At 73.1% G+C, this 25,536-nt stretch carries 19 protein-coding genes; 11 read left to right on the plus strand and 8 right to left on the minus strand.

The genetic code is table 11. The features are described 5' to 3' along the window. Positions 1–75 precede the first annotated feature (75 nt). From Mco01_RS35285 to Mco01_RS35300, 4 genes are all read left to right on the plus strand, one after another. Entirely contained in the window at positions 76–1,527 is a 1,452-nt protein-coding gene (locus Mco01_RS35285) for a purine-cytosine permease family protein (protein WP_204061163.1), read from the plus strand. A 41-nt stretch (positions 1,528–1,568) separates the two neighbouring features. Beyond that, on the plus strand, positions 1,569–3,938 hold the full coding sequence (gene codA, locus Mco01_RS35290) for a cytosine deaminase (protein ID WP_204061164.1): 2,370 nt from the start codon (positions 1,569–1,571) through the stop codon (positions 3,936–3,938). Between the two features lie 68 nt (positions 3,939–4,006). Next, the gene (gene speB / locus Mco01_RS35295; protein ID WP_204061165.1) at positions 4,007–4,978 is read left to right on the plus strand and encodes an agmatinase; all 972 of its coding nucleotides are present in this window, start codon (positions 4,007–4,009) and stop codon (positions 4,976–4,978) included. An 88-nt stretch (positions 4,979–5,066) separates the two neighbouring features. Next, entirely contained in the window at positions 5,067–5,501 is a 435-nt protein-coding gene (locus tag Mco01_RS35300) for an MEKHLA domain-containing protein (protein ID WP_204061166.1), read from the plus strand. A 99-nt stretch (positions 5,502–5,600) separates the two neighbouring features. Here the strand turns inward: Mco01_RS35300 and Mco01_RS35305 are convergent, their stop codons facing one another. Continuing rightward, entirely contained in the window at positions 5,601–6,746 is a 1,146-nt protein-coding gene (locus Mco01_RS35305; protein WP_204061167.1) for a sensor histidine kinase, read from the minus strand. Then, positions 6,743–7,396: a response regulator transcription factor gene (locus Mco01_RS35310; protein WP_204061168.1), complete on the minus strand. Its 654-nt coding sequence runs from the start codon at positions 7,394–7,396 to the stop codon at positions 6,743–6,745. The genes Mco01_RS35305 and Mco01_RS35310 overlap by 4 nt, the downstream gene beginning before the upstream one ends. A 124-nt stretch (positions 7,397–7,520) precedes the next feature. On the opposite strand from Mco01_RS35310, the gene Mco01_RS35315 reads away from it, so the two are divergent. Then, positions 7,521–7,859, plus strand: coding sequence for a hypothetical protein (locus tag Mco01_RS35315; RefSeq protein WP_204061169.1), 339 nt, complete (start codon positions 7,521–7,523; stop codon positions 7,857–7,859). Positions 7,860–7,873: 14 nt separating this feature from the next. Here Mco01_RS35315 and Mco01_RS35320 read toward each other — a convergent pair whose 3' ends face one another. Further along, the gene (locus Mco01_RS35320) at positions 7,874–8,842 is read right to left on the minus strand and encodes an Acg family FMN-binding oxidoreductase (RefSeq protein WP_204061170.1); all 969 of its coding nucleotides are present in this window, start codon (positions 8,840–8,842) and stop codon (positions 7,874–7,876) included. 291 nt (positions 8,843–9,133) lie between these two features. Between Mco01_RS35320 and adhE the strand changes: the two genes are divergently transcribed. Continuing rightward, complete coding sequence (adhE, locus tag Mco01_RS35325) at positions 9,134–11,851, plus strand: bifunctional acetaldehyde-CoA/alcohol dehydrogenase (protein WP_372445019.1); 2,718 nt, start codon at positions 9,134–9,136, stop codon at positions 11,849–11,851. 13 nt (positions 11,852–11,864) lie between these two features. Here the strand turns inward: adhE and Mco01_RS35330 are convergent, their stop codons facing one another. Next, positions 11,865–12,416: a hypothetical protein gene (locus tag Mco01_RS35330; protein WP_372445020.1), complete on the minus strand. Its 552-nt coding sequence runs from the start codon at positions 12,414–12,416 to the stop codon at positions 11,865–11,867. A gap of 22 nt (positions 12,417–12,438) precedes the next feature. Between Mco01_RS35330 and Mco01_RS35335 the strand changes: the two genes are divergently transcribed. Continuing rightward, positions 12,439–12,942 (plus strand): flavodoxin domain-containing protein, encoded by a 504-nt coding sequence (locus Mco01_RS35335; protein WP_204061172.1) that lies wholly within the window; start codon positions 12,439–12,441, stop codon positions 12,940–12,942. Positions 12,943–13,101: 159 nt separating this feature from the next. Here the strand turns inward: Mco01_RS35335 and pflA are convergent, their stop codons facing one another. Next, entirely contained in the window at positions 13,102–13,911 is an 810-nt protein-coding gene (gene pflA / locus Mco01_RS35340) for a pyruvate formate-lyase-activating protein (protein ID WP_204061173.1), read from the minus strand. Beyond that, positions 13,911–16,787 (minus strand): formate C-acetyltransferase, encoded by a 2,877-nt coding sequence (gene pflB / locus Mco01_RS35345; protein ID WP_344057034.1) that lies wholly within the window; start codon positions 16,785–16,787, stop codon positions 13,911–13,913. Before pflB ends, pflA begins: the two co-directional genes overlap by 1 nt. Positions 16,788–16,995: 208 nt before the next feature. On the opposite strand from pflB, the gene Mco01_RS35355 reads away from it, so the two are divergent. The 4 genes from Mco01_RS35355 (at position 16,996) to mgtA (ending at position 24,379) form a co-directional block, all read left to right on the plus strand. Next, positions 16,996–17,943, plus strand: a complete 948-nt coding sequence (locus Mco01_RS35355; protein ID WP_204061174.1) for a sigma-70 family RNA polymerase sigma factor — start codon at positions 16,996–16,998, stop codon at positions 17,941–17,943. A gap of 4 nt (positions 17,944–17,947) precedes the next feature. Then, positions 17,948–19,105, plus strand: coding sequence for a type I glyceraldehyde-3-phosphate dehydrogenase (gap, locus tag Mco01_RS35360; RefSeq protein ID WP_275410669.1), 1,158 nt, complete (start codon positions 17,948–17,950; stop codon positions 19,103–19,105). Positions 19,106–19,355: 250 nt separating this feature from the next. After that, positions 19,356–21,818: a cation-translocating P-type ATPase gene (locus Mco01_RS35365; protein ID WP_204061176.1), complete on the plus strand. Its 2,463-nt coding sequence runs from the start codon at positions 19,356–19,358 to the stop codon at positions 21,816–21,818. A gap of 8 nt (positions 21,819–21,826) precedes the next feature. Next, positions 21,827–24,379 (plus strand): magnesium-translocating P-type ATPase, encoded by a 2,553-nt coding sequence (gene mgtA / locus Mco01_RS35370; RefSeq protein ID WP_239104155.1) that lies wholly within the window; start codon positions 21,827–21,829, stop codon positions 24,377–24,379. On the opposite strand, the gene Mco01_RS35375 is transcribed toward mgtA, so the two are convergent. Continuing rightward, positions 24,339–24,749 carry an ester cyclase gene (locus Mco01_RS35375; RefSeq protein ID WP_239104156.1) on the minus strand — a complete coding sequence of 137 codons (411 nt, stop codon included), beginning with the start codon at positions 24,747–24,749 and terminating at the stop codon, positions 24,339–24,341. The genes mgtA and Mco01_RS35375 overlap by 41 nt on opposite strands. A gap of 276 nt (positions 24,750–25,025) precedes the next feature. Next, positions 25,026–25,259, minus strand: a complete 234-nt coding sequence (locus tag Mco01_RS35380) for a hypothetical protein (RefSeq protein WP_204061179.1) — start codon at positions 25,257–25,259, stop codon at positions 25,026–25,028. Between the last annotated feature and the right edge of the window lie 277 nt (positions 25,260–25,536).

Consider the following 25,536-nt stretch of genomic DNA (forward strand, 5'->3'; position numbering starts at 1 on the left):
TCGTCCATTGTCGTCCGACCCGGCCGAAGGCGAGACTTTCCACTTATATCGGGGCTCCGGCAAAGGGAGCGGGACATGCAGAGTTCAGCGGGGAATCCGGCGGCGCGGACGGCCGACGCCAGGGAGGCGGTCGAGCACCGGCTGCTCCCCGTGCCCGACGAGGCCAGGACGTCCACGGCGGCCCATCAGTTCTGGATCTGGGCGGGCGCGAACCTGGCGCCGATCAACTGGGTCCTCGGCGCCCTCGGCATCGGCCTCGGCCTGAGCCTGGCCGACACGGTCCTCGTCCTCGTCCTCGGCAACGTCGTCGGCATGGCCGTCTTCGGCTTCTTCGTCCTGATGGGGCAGCGCACGGGCGTCAGCCAGATGGTGCTCTCCCGCGCGGCGTTCGGCCGGCGCGGCGCCTACCTGCCGGCCGCGATCCAGGGTGTGATCGCGATCGGCTGGTGCGCCGTCAACACGTGGATCATCCTCGACCTGGTCATGGCCCTGTTCGCCAAGGTCGGCATCTCCGGCGGCACCGGCGTGAAGATCGTCGTCGCCCTGTTCGTCATGGCGGCCCAGGTGCTGATCGCCGCGTTCGGGTTCCGGGCGATCGCCACCTTCGAACGCTGGACGGTCCCGGTCACCCTCCTCGTCGTCCTGGCCATGTCGGTCATCGCGTGGACGCGGACCGGCGTGCACTGGGACTGGGCGGGACAGCACCTCACCGGGGGCGCGCGGCTGTCGGCGATGAGCACCGTCATGACCGCCATCGGGATCGGGTGGGGCATCACCTGGTTCGCGTACGCCTCCGACTACTCCCGCTTCGTCCCGCGTGAGATGCCCCGGGGGAGACTGTTCTGGGCCTCGGTGCTCGGACAGTTCGTCCCGGTCGTCTGGCTGGGCGTGCTGGGCGCCACGCTGGCGACGGTGAGCCAGAAGGTCGACCCCGGCGAGCTCGTGGTGGGCGCGTTCGGCGCGCTCGCGGTGCCGCTGATCCTGCTCGTCATCCACGGGCCGATCGCCACCAACATCCTCAACATGTACTCCTGCGCCCTGTGCGCGCAGACCCTCGACTGGAACGTCGACCGCCGCAAGCTCACGTACGGCGTCGGCGTGCTGGCCACGGTGTTCACGCTCTTCCTCATCTACCAGCAGGATTTCGCGAACACGCTGGACGCCTGGCTGGCCGGCATGGTCACCTGGGTGGCGCCGTGGGCGGCGGTGGTCCTCATCCACTACTGGCTCTTCGCCCGGGAGCGCGTCGACGTGGACGCGCTGTTCGAGCCGGCGGGCGCGAGCCGCCTCGCCGACGTCCGCTGGTCCGCCGTCGTCGCGTTCCTCGCCGGCGCTTTCGCCACCTGGGCCTTCTCGTACGGCGTGCCCGCGTTCCTGCAGGGGCCCGGCGCCCGCGCGCTGGGCGGCGTCGACCTGTCGTGGCTGGCGGGGGCGGTCGTCTCCGCGCTCGTCTACTACGTCGCCGGGAGGCGGTCGGCCGCCGTCCCGGGCATGGTGGGGGAGACGGGCGTGCGGCACACCGCCTGATCGTTCGCATCGCATTCGGGACCGCTTGATCGGGGGAACAGGTGACAGATCTTCTGGTGCGCGACGGCCGGATGCCGGGCCGGCCCGAGCCGGTCGACGTGCTCGTCCGCGACGGTAGGTTCGCGGCGATCCGCCCGGCCGGCTCCGTCCCGGCCGACGGGCGGGTCACGGTGCTGGACGCCGAGGGCGGGCTGCTCACCCCGCCGTACGTCGAGCCGCACGTCCACCTCGACTCGGTGCTGACCGCCGGGGAACCGCGGTGGAACGAGAGCGGCACGCTGTGGGAGGGGATCGCCCGCTGGGCCGAGCGCAAGCCCCTGCTGAGCCGCGACGACGTGGCCGGCAGGGTGCGGCAGGTGCTGCGCTGGTACGTCGCGAACGGCGTCCTGCACATCCGCAGCCACGTCGACGTCACCGACCCGTCGCTGGTCGCGCTGCGGGCCCTGCTGGAGGTGCGCGAGTCGGTCCGTGACGTGGTGAACCTGCAGATCGTCGCCTTCCCCCAGGAGGGCGTGTGCTCCTTCCCCGACGGTGAGCGGCTGCTGGGGGAGGCGGTGCGTCTCGGCGTGGACGTGGTCGGGGCGATCCCGCACTACGAGGACACCCGCGAGGACGGCGTGCGCTCCCTTGAGATCGCCGTCGCCCTCGCCGCCGAGCACGGCCTGCGGGTCGACGTGCACTGCGACGAGATCGACGACGAGCAGTCGCGGTTCGTCGAGGTGCTCGCGACCCAGGCGCTGCGGACCGGCCTGCGGGACCGCGTCACGGCGAGCCACACGACGGCCATGGGCTCCTACAACGCCGCCTACGCCTACAAGCTGCAGCGCCTGCTGCTGCGCTCCGGCGTGAACCTCGTGTGCAACCCCATGGTCAACCTGCACCTGCAGGGCCGCTTCGACGACTACCCCAAGCGCCGCGGCCTGACCCGGGTCAAGGAGATGCTGGCCGCGGGAGTCAACGTGGCGTTCGGCCACGACGACATCATGGACCCCTGGTTCCCGCTGGGCACGGCGAACCCGGCGCAGGTCGCGCTCGTCGGAGCGCTCGCCACCCAGATGACCGCGCCCGCGGAGATCGCCGCGTGCCACGGCATGGTGACCGAGCGGGCCGCCGCGGTCCTCGGCCTGGACGACCGGTACGGCCTGGCCGAGGGGAGGCCGGCGTCGTTCCTGGTCCTGCCCGCGCAGGACGGCGTCGACGTCCTGCGCCGCCAGGTGCGTCCGCGCTTCGTCGTCGCCCGGGGCCGCGTGGTGGCCGAGACGCCGAAGGCCGACGCCGTGCTCCGCTGGCCCGGCGAGGAGCCCGGGCCGGTCGACTTCGTCCGCGACGCCGACCGGCCGGAGACGGCCTCCACCCGGGTCCGGCCGTCCGTGCCGGAGCCGCCGGAGGTCCTTCCCGAGGCCGACGCGAACAGGGTCCGGCTGTCGGTGCAGGAGCCGCCGTCGGCCCACGGGGAGCCGGAGGCGAGCAGGGTCCGGCTGTCCGTGTCCGAGCCGGGCGCGGGGACGGAGCACGACGCGCCGGCCGCCCGCGACGCGACCCGCCCCGCCGACCCGGTCGCCTGGCCCGGGGGAGCGACCGCCGCGGCCGTGCTCAGCTTCGACCTGGACGCCGAGGCCGTCGTCCTGACCGCCGACCCCGGCAGCGCGACGCGCCTGTCGGTGATGTCCCATCAGGCGTACGGCCCGCTGACCGGGGTGCCGAGGATCCTGCGGCTGCTGCGCCGGCACGACCTGCGCGCGACGTTCTACGTGCCGGGCTACACGGCCGAGCGCTACCCCGAGCTGATCGGCAGGATCGTCGACGCCGGGCACGAGATCGCCCATCACGGCTACCTGCACGAGTCGGTGCGCGGCATGTCGGCCGAGGAGGAGGGGGCGATGCTCGACCGGGGCCTGGCCGCGCTGAAGAGGGTCGCGGGGCTGCGGCCGGCCGGCTATCGGGCGCCGATGTGGGAGACCACGTACGCCACCCCGGGGCTCCTCCTGGACCGCGGGTTCGAGTACGACAGCAGCCTGATGGACTCCGACGTGCCGTACCTCCTGGCCGAGCACGGGGGCCGGGGCGCGCGGTCACTGGTCGAGATCCCGGTGCACTGGGCGCTGGACGACTGGGAGCAGTACGCCTACGTGCCCGAGGTGTTCGGGTCGGGGGTCATCGAGAGCCCGGCGAAGGTGCTCGAGATGTGGTCGCTCGAACTGCGCGCGATCCACGAGGACGGGGGCTGCTTCTCCCTGACGAACCACCCCTTCCTGTCCGGTCGCGCGGCGCGTCTGCGGGCGCTCGACCAGCTCATCGAGATGATGACCTCCCTGCCCACCCTCTGGATCGCGACGGCGGGGGAGGTCGCCCGGCACGTCCGCGCGCTGAACCCGGCGCCGCGGTCCTTCCCGCCGCCCGTGGTGGAGTGACGCGTGGTGGAGTGACGCGGGGGGGAGTGACGCGGCGGGTGGGAGCGGGGAGCGGGAAGCGAGGAGACATGACGGAAGGCGGCGGCATGGGCACGGCGGACGGGCGGGACGGCATCCGGGGGCCGGTTTCGGGGACGGAGGTGCCGCGGCCGTTCGACGGCGGCACGTCGTTCCGTCCCGGCGCCCGGTTCGGGCCGGCCGCGGTCCGGCAGGCGTCCCGCAACCTGCGGCCCGCCTACCATCCCGACCTGGACGTGGCGCCCTACCGGCGGGTGCAGGTGGTCGACGCGGGCGACGTGCCCTGCGACCCCTTCTCCATCGACGAGGCGCTGGAGCAGATCGACCGGCACGCCGCCGGCCTGGTCTCCGACCGCCACCGGCTGATCACGGTCGGCGGTGACCACACGGTCGCCCTCCCGCTGCTGCGGGCCGTCAACCGGGTGCACGGCCCGGTGGCCCTGGTCCACTTCGACGCCCACCTCGACACCTGGGACACCTACTTCGGCGCGTCGCGGACGCACGGAACGGTCTTCCGCCGGGCCTTCGAGGAGGGGCTCCTGGTCGAGGACCACTCCATCCACGTCGGGATCCGCGGCCCGCTCTACGACGAGCAGGACCTGGCCGACGACGCGGCCTTCGGCTTCCAGGTGATCCGCGCGGGGGACCTCGACCTCCTCGGCGTCGAGGGCGTGCTGGACCGCATCCGCACGCGCGTCGGCGACGCGCCCGTGTACCTGTCGGTCGACATCGACGTCCTCGACCCCGCGTTCGCGCCCGGCACCGGAACCCCCGAGATGGGCGGCTTCACCTCGCGCGAACTGCTCCGCCTGCTGCGGGGCCTGCCCGGCGACTCCCTCGTCGGGGCCGACGTCGTCGAGGTGAGCCCCGCGTACGACCACGCGGAGGTCACCTCGCTCGCCGCCGCCACCGTCGTCTACGACGTCACGGCGCTGATGGCCGGCCCGGGCCCGAAGGCGCGGACGGCCGCCCCGGCCGTCCCGGCGGGTGCGGGGGAGGGGCCCGTGACGCCGCCGGACTAATGGCGGGCCCGCCCGCACCCTCCTGACCTGGGGTTCCTACACTGGCCTGCGAGAACGGCACCACCCGGAAGGCACGTCAGGTACCCCAGTGAACGACCCCGGCTTCCACGCCCTGCTGACCTCGTGCCACCTGCGCCTCGTCGGGACGCCCCTCGGCCGCCCGGAGGCCACGGGGGAATGGCTGTACGAGGACGCCCCCTTCGGGCTGCTGGCCCACGACGCGAGCCCCGACCCGCTCTTCACCTACGCCAACAGGACCGCGCAGCGGTGTTTCGAGTACGGCTGGGAGGAGTTCGTGGGGATGCCGTCGCGGCTGTCCGCCCTCCCCGGCAGCCGGGAGAGCCGGCAGGAACTGCTGGACGCGGTCGCCGGGGACGGGTACGCGACGGGCTACCGCGGCCTGCGGGTGGCGAAGTCGGGCCGCCGGTTCTGGGTGGAGGACCTCACCATGTGGAACCTCCTCGGCGCGGACGGCGCCCTCGTCGGCCAGGCCGCCGCCTTCCACCGCTGGCGGGACGCCTGACCGCGGGCTCGATCTGGTCGTCCAGGCGCCGGCCGCGACTTCGGCGGCCTGGAGTACACGCGGTGCGGGGCATGCGTGCTCCCGATCACGGCCGGCGTGTCACGATCGCGTGGCCGGCGCCCGGGACCCGGAATCCGTACCGGCCGGGGTCCGCCGGCCGGGCAGGGCGACGGTCACCTCGAGTCCTCCCGCCGGGAGGGGGCGCGCGACAAGCGTGCCGTGGTGCGCCTCGGCGATGGCGGCCACGATCGACAGGCCCAGCCCCAGGCCGTCGCCGCGGGCCTTCCTCGCGGTCTCGAGCCGCTGGAAGGGCTCAAGGAGCATGTCGACCCGGTCGGGCGGGATCACGGGGCCGCTGTTGGTGATCGTCAGGGTGGGGCGTCCGGACACCACGGCGGTCTCCACCCTGATCCACCCGCCGGGCACGTTGTACCGGACGGCGTTGTCCAGCAGGTTCGCGACGAGGCGCTCGATCAGGGCACCGTCGCCGGACGCGGGTGCCGGGTGCAGTGCGGACTCGACACGGGGCTCCGGGTTCCCGAGACGGTCGAGGGCGATCCCGGTGATCGCCGCCAGGTCGAGGGGCTCCTGATGGTGCGGGCCCTGCCGGCTGCGAGCCAGCGTGAGCAGAGCCTCGATGAGCCGTTCCTGGTGCTCGCCCGCGGCCAGCATGCGCGTCAGCACGGCTCGCAGCGACGGGGCGTCCGCCTCCGGATCGGCGAGCGCGACCTCGGCCATGGCCCGCTGCAGTGTCAGGGGAGTGCGCAGCTCGTGAGACGCGTTGGCGACGAACCGGCGCTGCGCGGTGAACGCGGCCTCCAGCCGGTCCAGCAGCTCGTCGAAGGTGTCGGCCAGTTCCTTGAGCTCGTCGTCCGGGCCGGAGGCGGCCAGCCGCCTGTCGAGGCGGTCCGCCGTGATGCGCCGCACGGCGGCCGTCATCTCGCCCAGCGGGCGCAGCACCCGCTCGGCCATGAGCCGCCCCAGCAGGACCGCGGCGAACGCCATCACCGCCAGCGCGATGGCGGAGTTGACCAGCAGCCGCATGCTGTCCGGCCGGCCCGCCGGCGGCGTCTGGACGGACGGGCCGATCCCTCCGGGTGCTCCGGGTGCTCCGGGGGCGGCCGGGGCCACGGGGAAGGGCGAGAACTCGACCAGGATGTAGACGAGGGCGATCAGCAGCGCACCGGCCCCCAGGAACAGTCCTCCGTAGAGCAGGGTCAGGCGCAGCCGTACCGCCGGCCTCATATCCGGTATCCGGCCTGGGGCACGGTCTCGATCAGCGGCGGGTCGCCGAGCTTGCGGCGCAGCCGGCTGATCGTCACCTTGACGGTCTGCGTGAACGGGTCGGCGAACTCGTCCCAGCCGCGCTCCAGCAGGTCTTCCGCGGAGACGACCGCGCCTCCCGCCGCAAGCAGCAGCTCCAGCACGGCGAACTCCTTGGGGCTCAGCCCCAGCCGGCGCCCGCCGCGGGTGGCGACGCGGGTGGCCGGGTCCACGCGCAGGTCTCCGTGGACGAGCACCGGCGGGAGGGCGGGGGTGGTCCGCCTGTCCAGCGCCCGCACCCTGGCGACCAGCTCGGCGAAGCTGAACGGCTTGGGCAGGTAGTCGTCGGCTCCGATGCCCAGCCCGGTGACCTTGTCGTCGACCGTCGCGGCGGCGGTGAGCATCAGCACCCGAGCGGGATACCCTGAGGCGACCAGCGACCTGCACACATCGTCGCCGTGGCGGCCGGGCAGGTCGCGGTCGAGGACGACGACGTCGTACCGGTGGACCGAGGCGCGCACGAGCGCCGCGTCGCCGTCGAGGGCCACGTCGACGGCCATGCCCTCCCGGCGCAGCCCGGCGGCCACCGTGTGCGCCAGCTCCTCGTGGTCCTCGACCAAGAGCACCCTCATGATCCCCAGCATGCCCGGCCGCCGGTTACATCGCGGTAACCGCCGCCGTTCCCGCCCGGTAACCGGTCCGCTGTTTGTCTGGACCCGTGGAAAGCAGCCGGACGGCAGAACGGAGACAACCCTCATGTCCGGATCGACGATCAGAACGGCGGTCCTCGCCGCCACCGTCCTCGCCGCGCTCGTCGCCGCGGGCGTCCGGCAGTCGACTGCCGCCCCGCCACGGGAGCCCGCCGCGGACGCCGGGCGGTTCAGCGCCTGCATGCGCTCGCACGGCCTGCCCGGATTCCCCGAGGTCGCGGTCTCCTCGGACGGCCTGGTGAACCTGGACATCAAAGGCGAGCGCGTCGACGCGCTGTCCGCGACGTACGGGGCGGCGGTCAAGGCGTGCGCGCCGCTGCTGCCCACCGGGTCGCGCCTGCCGGGCGCACCCGAGGCGCCGTCCGCCCCGGCGCTCCCGTCCTAGACGCGGAAGATCCCTCAGGCCGGACCGGTCTCCTTCAGCTCCGCAGGGGGACGGCGGGGCGCGCGGGGGACCGGGGGGCCGTATCCCAGGCGGACGATCATCTGAAGGTGCCCGTCCCGGTGGTGGGGGTCCCTGCGGCCGCGCATGTCGCGAAGGTCGAGGGGCTGGTTGAGGAACGACGCCGAGACCCCGTGGACGGTCGCGGTCAGCAGCACGCGTTGCAACGCCTGGCCCGCGCGCAGCCAGTCGGCGGGGCCGTCGCCGGCGGTGGTGAGCACCGCCAGTTGAGGACGGGGCTCGAAGCGGACAGGCCCGCGTCCCCCGTGCATCCCGAAGTCCCGGACCGGAGCCGGGTCGTCGGCACAGGCCGGTCCCTGCACGTAGGTCGGCAGGCCCTCGCCGCGGCTTCCGCCCATCGTCCAGGCCCGCAGCTCGGCCTGGTAGGCGGCGTCCCCGGCCAGCTCGTCGTCGGCGACGGCGACGCACTCCAGCAGGCCGGCCGAGGCACGGCGGCCGAGCACGACCAGGCGGGCCCCCTCGCGGGCGGCGGCGTCCCGCAGGTCGGTGAGCACGTGCTCGGGTATCCGCCACTCGCTGAACGGCTCACGGTTGGTGTGGCGCAGGCCGATGCCTTCGTAGAGGTCGCGGGTCCGCCAGGAGGCCGGTCCGGACGTCGACACGCGGACGGCGGCCAGGAGCCGGGGCTCCTCCGCGGTGTTCGGCAGCAGCCAGACCAGCGGCCGGTGACCGGCCGTCCGTACGGCGAGCCGGAGGTTGAACAGGGCGGCGCCGCAGCTGACGTGCAGGGACCGCCCGCGGGGGTCGCCGACCCGCAGCCGCCGGTCGGGGTCGGCCAGCAGTTCGGCGAACTCTCCCCGGACCGCCTTGATTCGCCAGGGCTGCGTGTTCAGCACCGAGGGCGCCTGCCCGGCGGCGCAGAGCAGCCGGGTGAAGGCGACGTGGGTGGCGAACGGAGAGTTCACGGCGCACCTTCCTCTCGTTTCCACCACACCCGCGTGAGAGTCGGATGTCGTGTTCACGGTGCCAGTGTTCTCGCTCACGCCGGTCCGGGACAGGGCCGGTGGGGTGGGCGGGTGAGGACCTACGTCGCCGGATCGAGGGACCGGCAACCCTTGCCCGGCCCCCGCCGCGTGCGCTCGACGGCCGCCGGAACCGATGACCTTGGTCCCCAGGAGAGAGGCCGTTGCGCAGCGGCCCGGGCGTGCCGGCCTCAGGACGATGGAGGTGACAAGCCTGCCGACCGAGCCCATGAGGTGATCCACATGACCGACTCCCCGGCCGGAGCCGCCCTGCCCGCCGACGTGCACGCCGCGATCGACACACTGGTGGCCGGCGCGCAGAAGGCGCTGACGGAGTACGAGTCCTTCACGCAGGAGCAGGTCGACCACATAGTGAAGAAGGCGTCCGTCGCCGCGCTGGACCGGCACGCCGCGCTCGCCCGCCTCGCCGTCGAGGAGACGGGCCGCGGGCTGTTCGAGGACAAGGCGGTCAAGAACATCTTCGCCTGCGAGCACGTGACCCATAGCATGGCCGGGCTCAGGACGGTCGGCGTCGTGTCCCGCGACGAGATCGACGGCATCGTCGAGATCGCCGATCCGGTCGGGGTGGTCTGCGGCGTCACCCCCGTCACCAATCCCACCTCGACCACGATCTTCAAGGCCCTGCTGGCCTTGAAGACGCGAAACCCCGTCGTCTTCGCGTTCCACCCCGCGGCCCAGCGCTGCAGCGCCGAGGCCGCCAGGATCGTCCGCGACGCCGCCGTCGCCGCCGGCGCTCCCGAACACTGCGTCCAGTGGATCGAGGAGCCCTCGCTGGAGGCGACCGGCGCGCTCATGCGGCACCAGGGCGTGTCGGTCATCCTCGCCACCGGCGGTAACGCCATGGTCAGGGCCGCGTACTCGGCCGGCAAGCCGGCCCTGGGAGTGGGCGCGGGCAACGTCCCCGCCTACATCGAGCGGACGGCCAAGCTGCGCCGGGCGGTGCACGACGTCGTGCTGTCCAAGACGTTCGACAACGGCATGATCTGCGCCTCGGAGCAGGCCGTCATCCTCGACGAGGAGATCTACGACGCGGCGCTGGCCGAGTTCGCCCGGCTGCACGCGTACGTCGCGACGCCGGAGGAGAAGGCGAAGCTGGAGGAGTTCGTGTTCGGGGTGACGGCCCGCGGCGACTCCTGCTCCGAGGCCAGGCTCAACCCGGACGTCGTCGGGCGCACACCCCACTGGATCGCCGGGCAGGCCGGGTTCGCCGTGCCGCCGGACACCTCTCTGATCCTCGTCCCCGTGGCCGAGGTCGGTCCGCGCGAGCCGCTGACCAGGGAGAAGCTGTGCCCGGTGCTCGCCGTCCTGCGGGCCCGCAGCCGCGAGGAGGGTCTGGCCCTCGCCGAGCGCATGGTCGAGTTCGACGGCCTCGGGCACAGCGCCGTCATCCACACCGAGGACGCCGAGCTCGCCGAGAGATACGGCGTCAGGGTCAAGGCGGTGCGGGTGATCTGGAACGCCCCCGCCTCCCAGGGCGGCATCGGCGACATCTACAACGCGTTCCTGCCTTCGCTGACCCTCGGCTGCGGCAGCTACGGGCACAACTCGGTGTCGAACAACGTCTCGGCCGTCAACCTGCTCAACATCAAGCGGATCGGGCGGCGCACCAACAACATGCAGTGGTTCAAGGTCCCCGCGAAGATCTACTTCGAGCCGAACGCGATCCGCTACCTGGCGGATATGCGGGACGTGCACCGCGTCACGATCGTGACCGACGCCGTGATGACGCAGCTAGGATACGTCGACCGCGTCACCGGCGTGCTGCGGCGGCGGGCCGAGCGGGTGGCCCTGCAGATCATCGACGACGTGGAGCCCGAGCCGAGCGTGGCGACCGTGGACAAGGGCGCCGATCTCATGCGCGCCTTCCGGCCCGACACCATCGTCGCCCTCGGCGGCGGCTCGGTGATGGACGCAGCCAAGGTCATGTGGCTGCGGTACGAGCATCCCGAGGTCGTCTTCGCGGACATGAAGGAGAAGTTCTTCGACATCCGCAAGCGCGCCTTCCGCTTCCCGACGTTGGGCGAGCTCGCCCGCCTGGTGTGCGTGCCGACCACGTCGGGCACGGGGGCGGAGGTCACGCCGTTCGCCGTCATCACCGACACCGCGACGGGCAAGAAGTACCCGCTGGCCGACTACGCGCTCACCCCGAGCGTCGCGATCGTGGATCCGGTCCTCGCCGCCGACCTGCCCGCGGTGGTCACCGCCGACAGCGGTTTCGACGCCCTCACCCACGCCATCGAGTCGTACGTGTCGGTCTACGCGAGCGACTTCACCGACGGCCCGGCCCTCCACGCCATAAGGATCATCTTCCGCTACCTGGAGCGCGCGGTCACCCGCGGCGGCGCCGACCCGGAGGCCAGAGAGAAGATGCACAACGCCGGCACCATCGCCGGCATGGCCTTCGGCAACGCCTTCCTCGGCATCGTGCACGCCATGTCGCACACGCTCGGCGCCACCTTCCATGTCGCCCACGGGCGCACGAACGCCATCCTGCTGCCGCACGTCATCCGCTACAACGGCACCGTCCCGTCGAAGCTGTCGGGTTGGCCCAAGTACGAGGACTACCGGGCCCCCGAGCGCTTCCAGGAGATCGCCCAGACGCTGGGCCTGCCCGCGGCCACGCCGGCCGAGGGGGTCGAGTCCCTCGCCGCGGCCGTCGAGCGCCTGCGGGACGCGGTCGGGATCGAGCCCTCCTTCCGCCGCGCCGGCGTCGACGAGCAGGCGTTCCTCGACGCGCTCCCACAGCAGGCGCTCAACGCGTACGAGGACCAGTGCGCGCCGGCCAATCCCCGCATGCCGATGCTGGACGACATGCAGGCACTGATGCGAGCCGCCTACTACGGGCGCTCCCCCGGTAGCCGGCCGGTGTGCATCCATGCCGGTGCCCGCCCCCGGGGGCGGGGGGCGGGCACCGGAGCCGAGGGGCCGTGAGGCCGGACGGGGTCTACTTGAGGATGGGGAACCGGCGGACCAAGGGAGTGGCGGCCCACCACCTGCTGAGGCCGAGGGTCTCGCCGGCGCTGGCCAGGGCCAGGCCGGCCAGGACGATGGCGTAGACGATGTGCTCGTCGACGAAGGGGTTGGTGTCGAGCGGCAGCTCGGCCGCCCACATCAGCAGCAGGAGCAGCCCGCCCGCCACGGCGGTGACGCGCAGGCCCACTCCCAGGATGAGAGCGGCGCCGACGCCCAGCAGGCCCGCCATGAACAGCCAGTCCACCCATGCCTGCCCGGCCAGGGCGGTGAACAGCCCGCCGAAGGTCGCGTCCGCGGTGCCCTTGAGGAAGCCGGTGGTCGGGCTGCCGCCGCTGACCCACGCCTTGGCGGCGGGGGTGGCGAAGCCCCAGCCGAACAGCTTGTCCAGGAAGGCCCACAGGAAGACCCAGCCGAGGGCGAGCCGGGCGACGGCCCACACGTACCGGATCGGGCGCGTGGCGGGGGCGGGGATCGTCTCGCCGCTGTCCGCCCGGTGATCGGGGCGGGAGGCTGCAGCCGACACGTCTAAGAAAGGAGGTCCGGCCATGACACGGGTGCTGGTCGCCTACGGATCCAAACGAGGCTCGACCGCGGAGATCGCGGGCTGGATCGGCGACACCCTGCGCGGCCAGGGGTTCGAGACCGATGTGGCGGACGCCGCGGAGGTTCGCGACGTGACCGCCTACGACGCCGTGGTGCTGGGCGGCGCGCTGTACGCGGGACGCTGGCACAAGGACGCCCGGCGCTTCGCCCGCAGGCATGCCGCGGCGCTGTCCGGACGGGCGGTGTGGCTGTTCAGCAGCGGGCCGCTCGACCGGTCCGCGCAGGAGACCGAGATCCCGCCTGTCTCCCAGGCGGCCCGGGCGTCGGCCGCTCTCGGCGCACGTGAGCACCGGACGTTCGGCGGACGGCTCGCCCGCGACGCCACGGGCTTCCTCGCCTCCGCGATCGCCGAGAGAACCGGCGGCGACTACCGTGATCCGGACCGGGTGCGTGCCTGGGCACGGCAGGTCGCCGAGCAGGTGGCCGCGAACCGGGCGCAGGGCTGAGGAGCGGCGGGTGAGCGGGCGGCCGGAGGGGCCCGGCAGGCCGCCGGGTGTCATTGACCGTCTCCGACGGCGTGATCGTCCTGCCGGGCCGCCCGCTTCCCCGCCGAGACCGCATGGCCGGGCCGTACGCAGGGCGGAGGTCCCGGCGCAGACCCCGGCTCAGACGCTGGTGACGCCGTGCGCGGCGAACTGGGCGTGCACGCGCCGCAGCAGGGCGCCGTCCGGCGGCCTGACGTCGGCCAGGGGGAACACGAGACCGAGCCGGGCGTACTTGCCGGCGGCCATGCGGTGGAAGGGCAGCACGTCGACGCGCTCGACGTTGCCGAGCGTCGCGACGAACCGGGCCAGGCCGTCCACGTTGTCCTCGGCGTCGGTGTACCCGGGGACCAGGACGAACCGCACCCAGACCGGGCGGCCGAGGCCGGCCAGCCGGCGGGCGAACCGCAGGGTCGGCTCCAGGCTTCCCCCGGTCAGCCGCGGGTAGCCCTCGGGGTCGGACGACTTGATGTCGAGCAGTACGAGGTCGGTGTCGGCCAGCAGGGCGTCGCTCGCGCGGTCGCCGAGGAAGCCGGAGGTGTCCAGCGCGGTGTGCAGGCCGCTCTCGTGGCAGCGGCGCAGCACCTCACCGGTGAAGCGGGGTTGCAGCAGTGGCTCCCCGCCGCTGACCGTCACCCCGCCGCCGGCGACTGAGATGAACCGCCGGTAGCGGTCCACCTCGGCCATGACCTCGTCCACCGTGACCCGGCGGCCGTCGCGCATCCGCCAGGTCTCGGGGTTGTGGCAGTACAGGCAGCGCAGCGGGCAGCCGCAGGTGAACACCGCGAAACGGGTGCCGGGGCCGTCCACGCCGACCGACAGGTCCCACGACTCGATGACGCCGCGGCCGGCCGCCGGCTCCGCCTGGGAGAGCTCGGCGGCGGCGTCCTGGCGGAGCCGGGCGGTGGAGTCGTCCAGCAGCCTCTCCCGCATCACAGCGCGCCGTGGAAGGTGCGGTCGATCACGTCCTGCTGCTGTTCGCGGGTCAGCCGGACGAAGTTCACGGCGTAGCCGGAGACCCTGATGGTGAGCTGCGGATACTTCTCCGGGTGCTCCATCGCGTCGACGAGCGTGGCGCGGTCGAGCACGTTGACGTTCATGTGGAAGCCGCCCGCGTCGACGTAGCCGTCGAGCAGGCCCACCAGATCGGCGACCCGGTCCTCGCCCGTACGGCCCAGCCCTTCAGGGGTGACGGTGCTGGTCAGCGAGATGCCGTCCTGCGCCTGGTCGTAGGGGAGCTTGGCCACCGACAGCGCCGAGGCGACCAGGCCGTGCCGGTCACGTCCGTTCATCGGGTTGGCGCCGGGGGCGAACGGCGTGCCGGCCCTGCGCCCGTCCGGGGTGTTGCCCGTGTGCTTGCCGTACACCACATTGGAGGTGATGGTGAGCACCGACTGGGTGTGCTCGGCGCCCCGGTAGGACGGGTGGCGGCGGATCTTGTCCATGAACGACCGCACCAGGTCCACCGCGATGGCGTCGGCGCGGTCGTCGTTGTTGCCGTAGGCGGGGTAGTCGCCTTCGACCTCGTAGTCCACGGCGAGGCCGGTCTGGTCGCGGACCACCCGGACGGTCGCGTGTTTGACGGCCGACAGGCTGTCGGCGGCGACCGACAGGCCCGCGATGCCGCAGGCGAGGGTGCGCCTGACCGGGTAGTCGTGCAGCGCCATCTGGAGGCGCTCGTAGGCGTACTTGTCGTGCATGTAGTGGATGACGTTGAGGGCGTTGACGTAGGTGGCGGCGAGCCAGTCGAGCATCCGGTCGTAGGCCGCGACCACCTGGTCGTAGTCGAGCACGTCGCCGGTCAGCGCCGGATAGGCCGGGCCGATCTGCCGGCCGGTCATCTCGTCGCGGCCGCCGTTGATCGCGTACAGCAGGGCCTTGGCGAGGTTGACCCGGGCGCCGAAGAACTGCATCTGCGTGCCGACGGGGGCGGCGGACACGCAGCAGGCGATGGCGGCGTCGTCGCCGTACCGGGGGCGGATCAGCTCGTCGCTCTCGTACTGGATCGAGCTGGTCTCGATGGACAGGGCCGCGCAGAACCGCTTGAACGGCTCGGGCAGCCGGGGCGACCACAGCACGGTCAGGTTGGGTTCGGGGGCCGGGCCGAGGGTGCGCAGGGTGTTGAGATAGCGGTAGCTGGTCCGGGTGACCAGCGGCCTGCCGTCCGCGCCGATGCCGCCGATCGACTCCGTCACCCAGGTGGGGTCGCCGGAGAACAGCTGGTCGTACTCGGGGGTGCGCAGGAAGCGGACGATGCGCAGCTTGATCACGAAGTCGTCGACCAGTTCCTGGGCCTGCTGCTCGGTGAGCAGCCCCTCGGCGAGGTCCCGCTCCAGGTAGACGTCGAGGAAGGTGGAGGTGCGGCCCAGCGACATCGCGGCGCCGTTCTGCTCCTTCACCGCCGCGAGGTAGCCGAAGTACAGCCACTGGACGGCCTCGCGCGCCGTGCCGGCGGGGGCGGAGATGTCGTGGCCGTAGGAGGCGGCCATCCGCTTCAGCTCGTGCAGGGCGTAGATCTGCTCGGCCAGCTCCTCCCGGTCGCGGATCACGTCGGGGGAGGAGAAGCGGTCGTCGAGGGAGCGCTGCTCGGCGCGTTTGGCCTCGATCAGCCGGTCCACCCCGTACAGGGCGACGCGGCGGTAGTCGCCGATGATGCGGCCGCGGCCGTAGGCGTCGGGCAGCCCGGTGATGATTCCGGCGCGGCGGGCCGCCCGGATCTGCGGGGTGTAGGCGTCGAAGACGCCGTCGTTGTGGGTCTTGCGGTACCGGGTGAAGATCTCCCGGACCGCCGGGTCGAGCCGGTACCCGTAGGCGGCCAGCCCGGTCTCCACCGTCCGCAGGCCGCCGTTGGGCATGATGGCCCGCTTGAGCGGGGCGTCGGTCTGCAGGCCGACGATCAGCTCCTTGTCCGAGTCGATGTAGCCGGGCCGGTGCGAGGTGATCGAGGAGGGCGTGGCGGCGTCCACGTCGTAGACGCCGCGCCGCCGCTCCTCGCCGAACAGGTCCGACACCTCCGCCCACACCGCGCGGGTCCGCTCGGTCGGCCCGGCCAGGAACGACCCGTCGCCCTCGTACGGGGTGTAGTTGGCCTGGATGAAGTCCCGCACGTCCACCTGGCCGCGCCAGGCCGCACCGCGGAAACCCCGCCATGCCACGTGCGCGGTCGCCTGTTCCCGTGCCTGTGTGACCGTCATCGCTGTCCCCTTCGTCGGTTCCGTCTCCACTGTCGTCCCTGCCACCGCCCGCCTCTGCGAGCGGAGGTCACCCATCACGGGGACCAAAGTCATCCCGGACGCGTGACCGGCGGCACGGAGACGGGCGGGGGCCCGCCCGGCCCGCGCCCGTCCCGTACGGACCCCGGTGGCCTGTGGCGGTCCGTCCCGCGGACAGTGCTGAACGAGAACCCTGCGGCCCTCGGCCGTGTGCTCCTCCTTCAGCCCGACCGTGATCTCCAGGACGCCGTCCCTGTAGGCGGCCGTGACGTCCTCGGTCTCGGCCGCCGGTGGGAGCGTGACCGAGCGCGAGAACGCGCCGTAGGCGATCTCGGAGCGGCGCGGCTCCTTGGCGTACTTGACCTCCCTGGCCTTCTCGGCCCGGATGTGGAGCACTCCGTGCCCCACGGTCACCTCGAGGTCCTTGTCGGGGTCGATGCCGGGCAGCTCCGCCCGCAGCACGTATCTGCCGTCCGCGACGAAGTCCTCAACCCTGATGACCTGGCCGAACGGCCGGAACCCGAAGACGGGGCTCTCCAGCAGCTCCAGCAGCTCCGGGAAGAGGAACCGTCCCTGGCTCCGCTCCACGAGGTTCATCGTGACCTCCTTGTCTCGATGCCGACTCGTCAAGCCCACACCCGCGAACTCCGGCGCGGCAGGGGCGGAACGCACCGCCGAAGGACCTCGGATCGGCCGCCGTCCGCGGGCCGTAGGCCCCGGCGCGGCGGGACCTTCGCCGCTGCACATCGCCCGGGTCGGGCGGTCTCATTACAGAGGGCACGAGTCACGGACGGAGGGGTGAAGCGTGGACGAGCAGGGACACGGCCGGAGATCGTTCCCGCCCGGTCCGCCGGACACGTACCTGGCCCGCATCGGCGAGACCCCGCTGCTGACCGCGGGGGAGGAGGCCGGGCTGGCGCGGCGGATCGAGGCGGGCGTGTACGCCCGCCATCTGCTCGGCGAGGACCCCAGCCGACCGGACGCGGACGAGTTGGAGGCCGTGGCCGCCGACGGCCTGCGGGCACGCGACCATCTGATCCGGGCCAACCTCCGCCTGGTCGTGTCGATCGCCAGGCGGCACCTCCACCGGGGCGCGTCGCTTCCCGACCTGATCCAGGACGGCAACCTCGGCCTCATCGAGGCGGTGGACCGCTTCGACCACAGACGCGGCTTCCGCTTCTCCACCTGCGCCGCCTGGTGGATCCGTAAGGCGATCCAGAAGGGGCAGGAGACGAGCGGGCTCATCCGCATCCCGGGACACGTGCGGGACGAGATGTACCGGCTGGCCCGTGCAGAGGAGAGACTCACCGGCGAGACGGGTCACGCGCCGTCCGCGGAGCGCCTGGCCGCGGAGCTGGGGCGGCCGGTGGACCGCGTGCTGGCCTGGCGGCTGCTGGCGCGGGACTGCGTCGCCCTCGACGCCCGGCCGGCCGGCGGCCCTCCGTTCGCCGAGCCGTCCTCCGGGAGCGAACCCGTGGAGCACGCGGTCTGGGCCTGCCCGGAGGCGGCGATGGAGCAGGCCGCGCTGGCCGGCGCGCTCCGCTCGGCCACGGCCGCCCTCGCGCCCCGCCAGGCGCTGATCGTACGGCTGCGGTTCGGCCTCGACGGAACGACCGAACATACCCGGCGGGAGACGGCCGCGACGGTGGGGGTGCCGAGCGCGTGGATGGGCCGGCTGGAGCGCGAGTCGCTGGCCCGTATGCGCCACCACGCCGGTGGCAGGACGCTCGCCGTCTGGGCGGGCCGAGCCTGACCCAGTGCCTCACCACGCCGGTGGGGGACATCCGCCGCATGGGCCTGCCGAGCCCGGGCGGAAGGCCCTCTCGCTGGGGGCTGTTACGCCCGTCCTCCCGGCACCTACGCCTCTACGGCCGTCTGATCGGGGCGGCGGACGATGGCGGCACCGCCAACTCTCCGGGAGGACCACCATGAAGATCGGCATAAACGGGTTCGGCAGGATCGGCAGGGCGGTGCTGCGGCGCGCGCTGCCGATGGGCATCGAGGTCGTGGCCGTCAACGACCTCACGGACGCGGCGACGCTCGCCCACCTGCTCAGGTTCGACTCCACGCACGGCCCTCTGAACGTGCCGGTGACGTCGACGGCCTCCTCCATCGAGGTGGACGGCCGCAGCATCCCGGTCACCGCGCACAGCGACCCGGCCCACATCGACTGGGCCGGGTACGGCGCCGATGTCGTCGTCGAGGCCACGGGCAGGTTCCGCACGGGGGAGGACGCGGCCCGCCATCTCAAGGCCGGCGCCCGCCGGGTGCTGATCTCCGCCCCCGGCAGGAGCGTGGACGTGACGATCGTCCCCGGCGTCAATGACGCGGCCTACGACCCCCGCCTCCACCGGATCGTCTCCATGGCCTCCTGCACCACCAACTGCGTCGCGCCGATGGTTAAGGTGCTGCACGAGAACTTCGGCGTCGTCCACGGCTTCATGACGACCGTGCACGCGTACACCGCCGACCAGCGGCTGCTGGACGCCCCGCACAAGGACCCACGCCGGGCCCGTTCGGCGGCCGTCAACATCGTCCCGACCACGACCGGGGCCGCCCGCATGGTCGGCGAGGTGCTGCCCGAGCTCGCCGGCAGGCTGGACGGCGTCGCGCTGCGCGTCCCCGTCGAGGACGGCTCGCTCACCAACCTCGCCGTGGTCCTGGCCCGCCCGGCCGGGGTGGAGGAGGTCAACCGGGCCTTCGCCGAGGCCGCGGACGGGGAGCTGAAGGGCGTCCTGCGCTACAGCACCGACCCGCTCGTGTCCCGCGACATCGTGGGCGACCCCGCGTCCTGTGTGTTCGACTCCGCGCTGACCCAGGCGGACGGCGAGCTGACGAAGGTCTTCGGCTGGTACGACAACGAGTGGGGCTACGCCAACCGGCTCGTCGAGACGGCCGCCCGTATGGCCGGGTGACGGCCGGACGGACTCCGGGGGACGCGCGCCAGCTCGCCTCCGCAGAGGCGACCGGAACCGGCGTCCACGGGCTGGACCGGCGTGACGGCCTCCGGCTCCCGCGCCGCCGGGTCGGCGATGTGCCGCAGACCGGCCCGCCCCTCCTGCCCGCCCCTCCGTCCCGCCCGTGCGGCGGCGCGGGCCGAAGGTCCCCCGGCGGGGTGCCTTTGGCCCGCGGCGTCCCGGCACTCCCGGGTGATCTGCTTGGGCCATGGACGTCACCGTGCGGGAGCCGGCCGGGCTGAGCGAGAAGACGGCGTCGGAGCGGCTGGCCGAGTGCGGGCCGAACGAGCTCCCGCAGCCGCGACCGCCGCGCATGCCCGTCCGGGCCGCCCGCCAGCTCGCCGATCCGATGTCGGTCCTGCTGCTGATCGCCGGACTGGTCACCCTGGCCGTCCTCGGCGAGGTCCCCGAGGGCGCGGCCATCCTGACCATCCTCCTCGTCAACGTCGTCATCGGCGTGAGCCAGGAGACGAGGGCCGACCACGCCGTGCGGGCGTTGCGGACCCTCACCGCGCCCATGGCCGCGGTGGTCCGCGACGGCGTCGTACGGAGGGTCTCCGCCGCCGAGGTCGTGCCGGGCGACGTCGTCCGGGTCGCGGCCGGAGACCGCGTCCCCGCCGACGCGCGGCTGCTCAGGGCCGACGCGCTGGCCGTGGACGAGTCCACGCTCACGGGAGAGTCGCTGTCGTCCGTCAAGCGGGCCGCGGGAGCCGGCGCACCGGGCGGCATGCTCGCCGATCGCCACGACGAGCTGTTCGCCGGGACGCTCGTCGTCCGCGGCTCGGGCGTGGCCGAGGTGACCCGCACCGGCGCCCGGACCGAGATGGGGCGCATCGCCTCCGCACTGGGCGGCGTCAAGGGCCCGCTCGCGGCGGAGCTCGCCCAGGTGTCGCGGCGGATCGGCCTGGTCGCGGTCGTCGCGGGCGTCGTGATGATCCTTATCGGGCTGTCCCGGGTCCGGCGGGGCGAGGCGGCGCTTCTCGACATCATCCTGGCCGGGGTGGCGCTGGCCATCGCCGCCGTGCCGGAGAGCCTGGCCGCCGCCGTCACCACCGCGCTCGCGCTCGGCTCGCAGCGCATGGCGGGGCTCGGTGTGATCGTCCGGCGGCTGTCCGCCATCGAGGCGCTGGGCGCGACCACCGTCATCGCCACGGACAAGACGGGCACGCTGACCACCGGCCACCTGACCGTGGCCGACCACCTCGCGGCGTCGGGAAGCGACCTGTGGCGGGCCGCTCAGCGCTGCAACGACGCCAGGGACGGCCTGGGGGACGCCGTCGACGTCGCCCTCGCCGCGGCCGCCGAGCGGCACGGGGTGCGGCCGCCGCCCGGTGAGGAACGCCTGGCCGCCCGGCCGTTCGACGCCGAGACGAGGTCGATGGCCGTGGTCACCACGGCGGGGACCGGTGCGGGCGGACCCCTGCTGACTGTCAAGGGTGCCCCGGAGGCGGTGCTCGCCCGGTGCGTCCCCGGCCCGGCGACCGAGCGGCTGGCACGCGCGGTGCCCGGGCTGGCGGACCGGGGACTTCGGGTGCTCGCGCTCGCCGAGAGCCACACCGCCGACCTGGACGCCGTGGACCTGCGCCCGCTCGGTTTGGTCGCGCTGCGCGACGAGATCCGCCCCTCGGCGTCGCGGGCGGTGGCGGACTGCCGCGCCGCCGGCATCCGCGTGGTGATGGTGACCGGCGACCACGCCGACACGGCCCGCGCCATCGCCGGGGAGGTGGGCATCGACGCCGACCCCGTCGTGACGGGCGCCGACCTCCAGGCTCTCCGCGGAGGCGACCGTCCCGGACGGTTCGCCCTGCTGCGGGAGGCGGCCGTACTGGCCCGCGTCGACCCCGTCACCAAGCTCGACCTGGTGCGCGCCCTGCGCGCGGACGGCCAGGTCGTCGCGATGACCGGAGACGGTGTGAACGACGCCCCCGCCCTGCGCAACGCCGACGTCGGGGTGGCCATGGCCGGCGAGGAGGGGACCGACGTGGCCCGGGAGGCGGCCGCGGTCGTCGTCACCACCGGCGATCTCGGCACCGTCGTCGCGGGCGTGCGCGAGGGACGCCGGCTGCGCCACAACGTGGCCTCGATGATCGGATACCTGCTCACCGGCAACCTCGCGGAGATCCTGATCGTCCTCACCGGCCTGGTCGCCTGGCCGGATCTGGTCGTGCCGCTGCTCCCCGTGCAGCTGCTGTGGATCAACCTGGTGCTGGACGGCATCCCCGCGATCGCGCTCGGCGTCGACCGGCCCGTCGGCGACCCGCTGGCTCTGCGCCCGCCCGCCGGCGGTCTGCTCTCCTGGCCGGTCCTGACCCGCGTCGCACTGCGCGCGGCGGCCGTCGGCGCGCTCGTCTTCGCGGCCGTCGAGGCCGCCCGCCGTCTCGGCTGGAGCGAGGAGCAGGTCCGCACCCAGGCCGTGCTCGCCCTGGTCCTCGCCCGGCTGACGCTCGCCTATGTCGTCAGGGCCCGCCGCCGGACCTTCGAGCGCGGCTGGTGGCGGGGCCGTTCCGTGTTCGTCGCGGTGACCGCCACCGCGGGGCTGCAGGCACTCGTGACGGCGGTCCCGGCGCTGGGCGCGCCGCTCGCCCTCGTGCCCCTGCCGCCCGCCGGCTGGGCGATGGCGCTGGGCGCCGCCGTCCTGTCCGCGCTCGCCCGCGATCTGGGCCGGCCATGACGCCGGCCATGACGGGGCTCACCGACGAGCAGGCCGCGGCGGTCCGGGCCGGGGTCGGCCCCAACGCGGTGCGCAGCCACCGGGCGCGCCCGGTCCCCGTGCTGGTCCGGCAGCTCCGCAGCCCGCTGCTGATGCTGCTGCTGGTCGCGGCCACCGTGTCGTTCTTCGTCGGGGAGCGGACCGACGCGGTGGTGATCGGGGTGATCGTCGCCCTGAGCGTCGGGCTGGGCTTCGCCAACGAGTACCGCGCCGAGCGGGCGGTGGAGGCGCTGCACGAGCACCTGCGCAGCAGGGCGCGCGTGCTGCGCGGCGGCACACTGGTCGAGCGTGACGTCACCGAGCTGGTCCCGGGCGACGTGGTCGAGCTGAGGCTGGGCGCCGTGGTCCCCGCCGACGTGGAGCTCGCCGAGGCCCGCGACCTCGAATGCGACGAGTCGGTGCTGACCGGGGAGTCGCTGCCGGTACGCAGGAAGGCGGGCGACACGGCGCTGATGGGCACGGTCGTCACGGCGGGAACCGGCACGGGGACCGTGTCCGGGACCGGGGTCCGTACGGCCTTCGGCGCGATCGCCGCGGGCCTCGGCGAACGGCACGCGGAGACGGCCTTCCAGATCGGGCTGCGCCGGTTCTCCGGACTGCTGGTGTGGGTCGCCGCGGCGCTGACGGCCGGGGTGTTCGCCACCAACCTGGTCATGGGCCGCCCCCTGCTCGACGCCATGCTGTTCTCGCTCGCCATCGCGGTCGGCGTCACCCCGCAGCTGCTGCCCGCCGTCGTCACCACCGGCCTCGCCACCGGGTCCCGCCGCCTCACCCGGCGGAAGGTGCTCGTGAAACGCCTGGTCGCCATCGAGGACCTCGCGGACGTCGAGGTGCTGTTCACCGACAAGACCGGCACCCTGACCCAGGCCGGGATCGCCCTGCGCCAGGCCGTCCGCCCCGACGGGACCCTCGACCCCGGCGACCCGCACGGCCCGTTCCGCCTCGGGGTGCTGTGCGCGGACCCGCCCGGCTCCGGGCCGCTCGACGACGCCCTCCACGACGCCCTCCACGACGCCCTGAATGCAGGCCCGCGCGGTGCGGGCACGCTCATGAGGGAGTGGACGCCGGAGGGCTGGCGGCGGCTCGACGCCAAGCCGTTCGACCACGAGCGGCGCATGGCGTCGGTGCTGGTCGAGGGCCCCGAGGGCGAGCCGCTGACCATTGTCAAGGGCGCCCCGGAAGCGGTGCTGGCCCGCTGCCGTGCGGTGCCGCAGGAGTCGAGGGCCCTCGCCGAGCGGCTGTTCGCCGAGGGCGCCCGCCTCGTCGCGGTCGCGATGCGTCCGGGTGTCCGCGAACTGGTGGAGTCCGGCCTCGACCTGGCCGGGTTCCTGGTGTTCAGCGACCCGCCCAAACCCGGAGTGGGGGAGGCGCTCCGGCGCCTGGCCGCGCTCGGGATCACCGTGAAGATCCTCACCGGCGACCACCCCGCTGTCGCGACCGGCCTGTGCGGGAAGATCGGCATGCCCGTCGCCGGGGTGCTGACCGGCGAGGAGGTCGAGTGGCTGGACGACGCCGCCCTGACGGAAGCCCTGCCGGCGACCACCGTGTTCGCGCGGGTGAGCCCCGAGCAGAAGGCCAGGATCGTGAGCGTCCAGCGAAGCGGCGGCCTGGACGTCGCCTACCTGGGCGACGGCGTCAACGACGCGCTCGCCCTGCACCGCGCGGACGTCGGCATCTCCGTCGACACCGGGGCCGACGTCGCCAGGGACGCGGCCGACGTCGTCCTGCTGGAGAAGGACCTGGGCGTGCTCGCCGACGGCATCGTCGAAGGCCGCCGCATCTTCGCCAACACCGTCAAGTACCTCCTCATGGGGACGGCCAGCAACGTCGGCAACATGTTCTCCGCCGCGGCCGCCTCGGCGGTGCTGCCCTTCCTGCCGATGCTGCCGAGCCAGGTGCTGCTCAACAACCTGCTGTACGACGCCGGCCAGCTCGCCATTCCGGCCGACGCCGTCGACGCCGAGCAGATCGCCCGGCCCGCGCGCTTCGACCTCGGGCTCATCCGCCGCTTCATGCTGGTGTTCGGGCCGCTCAGCTCGATGTTCGACCTCGCCATGTTCACGCTGCTCCTGCGGGTCTTCCACACCGCGCCACCGCTGTTTCGCGCGTCCTGGTTCGTGGAGTCCCTCGCCACCCAGACCCTGGTGATCTTCATCGTCAGGACGCGGCGCACGCCGTTCTGGCGAAGCCGCCCGGCCACGGCCCTCGTGATCGCAGTTGGGGCCGTGGTGGCGGCCGGAGTCGCCCTGCCGTACGCGCCGTTCGCGTCCGAGCTGGGGCTGGCGCCCGTCCCGCCGGCGATCCTCGCCGCGATCGCCGTCGTCCTGGTCGGCTACCTGGTGCTGGTGGAGGTCGCCAAGCGGCGCTTCCGCACGGCGCCCTCCCCTCGCCTGCGCCGCCGGCCGCCGCACCGCCGGGTGCACCGCCGGGCCACCCCGTTCAGCCGCGGGCTGCCGCCCCGGCCGGCCGGGGTGAGGTCCGTCAGGCGACGGGCTCCGGCAGGCAGAGGCCGAGCTGGCTGAGCAGTTCCAGCTGATCGTAGTAGTCCCGGTCGCTGATGATCAGCCCGTTCTCGATGGTGCACAACCCGGCGGCGCGAACCGCGATGCGGTTCCCGGTGGCCTCCAGCGCCGACCCGCCGGGCAGCAGGAACGGCCCGAGATGCGTGCCCGTCATGACGTACTCGGAGACGGCCGAGACGGCCGGATCACAGACGGGGACCTTGCACCACGGGGTGAGACGCAGATCGGGAAAGGCCTGGAGCAGATGCTCGAAGTACCATCCGATCTGTTCGTGCCCCTCGGCCGTGCCCACCGGTCCGACGTAGACGGCGTCCCGGGCGAAGCATCGCTTGACTGCTTCGAGATCGTGATCGTTCAGAGCGTCGATCACGCGATCTTTCACTTCTCGAGCGGTGACCATCATCTTCGCTCCCCCGACGCGCGTATCACCGGCTCATACGACACCACGGTAACGCGGCGCCCCCCGTCCGGCCCACACCCGCCTGCCGGGAAAGGCCGGACACGCGAAGCGGCGGCCTCGCCCCTTCACGAAAGGGCGAGGCCGCCGAGGTTCTCCAGGAGGCTCGTCCCGCCGTTCCCCTCGCCGGCGAGGGCGGACGGGGAGGATGGTCACCGAGCGGTCCGAGCGGCGAATCAGGCCGGTCTTTTAGAAGACCGAGTCGTCCCAGTCCGGACAGGCGTTTCCGGCGACGAAAAGGTTCCAGGTGATGTCGTCCCAGTCGGAGCAGTTGTCCCCGAAGGACCCGAAGGAGCTGAAGCCGCCGCCCCATTCCGTGGGAGCGGTGGTCGCGGCGGCCGCGGTGGCGGTCGCGGCGAGGGCGCCACCGGCGAGCGCGGTACTGACGGCGAGTCCGGCGATGACCTTCGTGAGCTTGGGCATTAGGTGTCCCCTCTAGAGGATCAAGTGCCTGATTAGCGAAGAATGTCGCTTGATGGCCGTTAAGTGGCCATCGCCCGCGATCCCATAATTACCGGATCGAATGAGCGATAAACGGCGATCTACGCTGTTTGATGCCTCCTTGTTCACGTAAGAGCACCAGTATGCCATTTATGACTGATATATCCCTTAATGTCCGATTCTGAGCGCCCCAGGTCGTACGGCGCGAACGTCGGCGTGTGGAGGGCGGCGCCGGACTCCGCCGGTCGACGCACCTAGA

The sequence above is a fragment of the Microbispora corallina genome, from assembly GCF_016863035.1.
In the GTDB taxonomy this organism is placed as follows: domain Bacteria; phylum Actinomycetota; class Actinomycetes; order Streptosporangiales; family Streptosporangiaceae; genus Microbispora; species Microbispora corallina.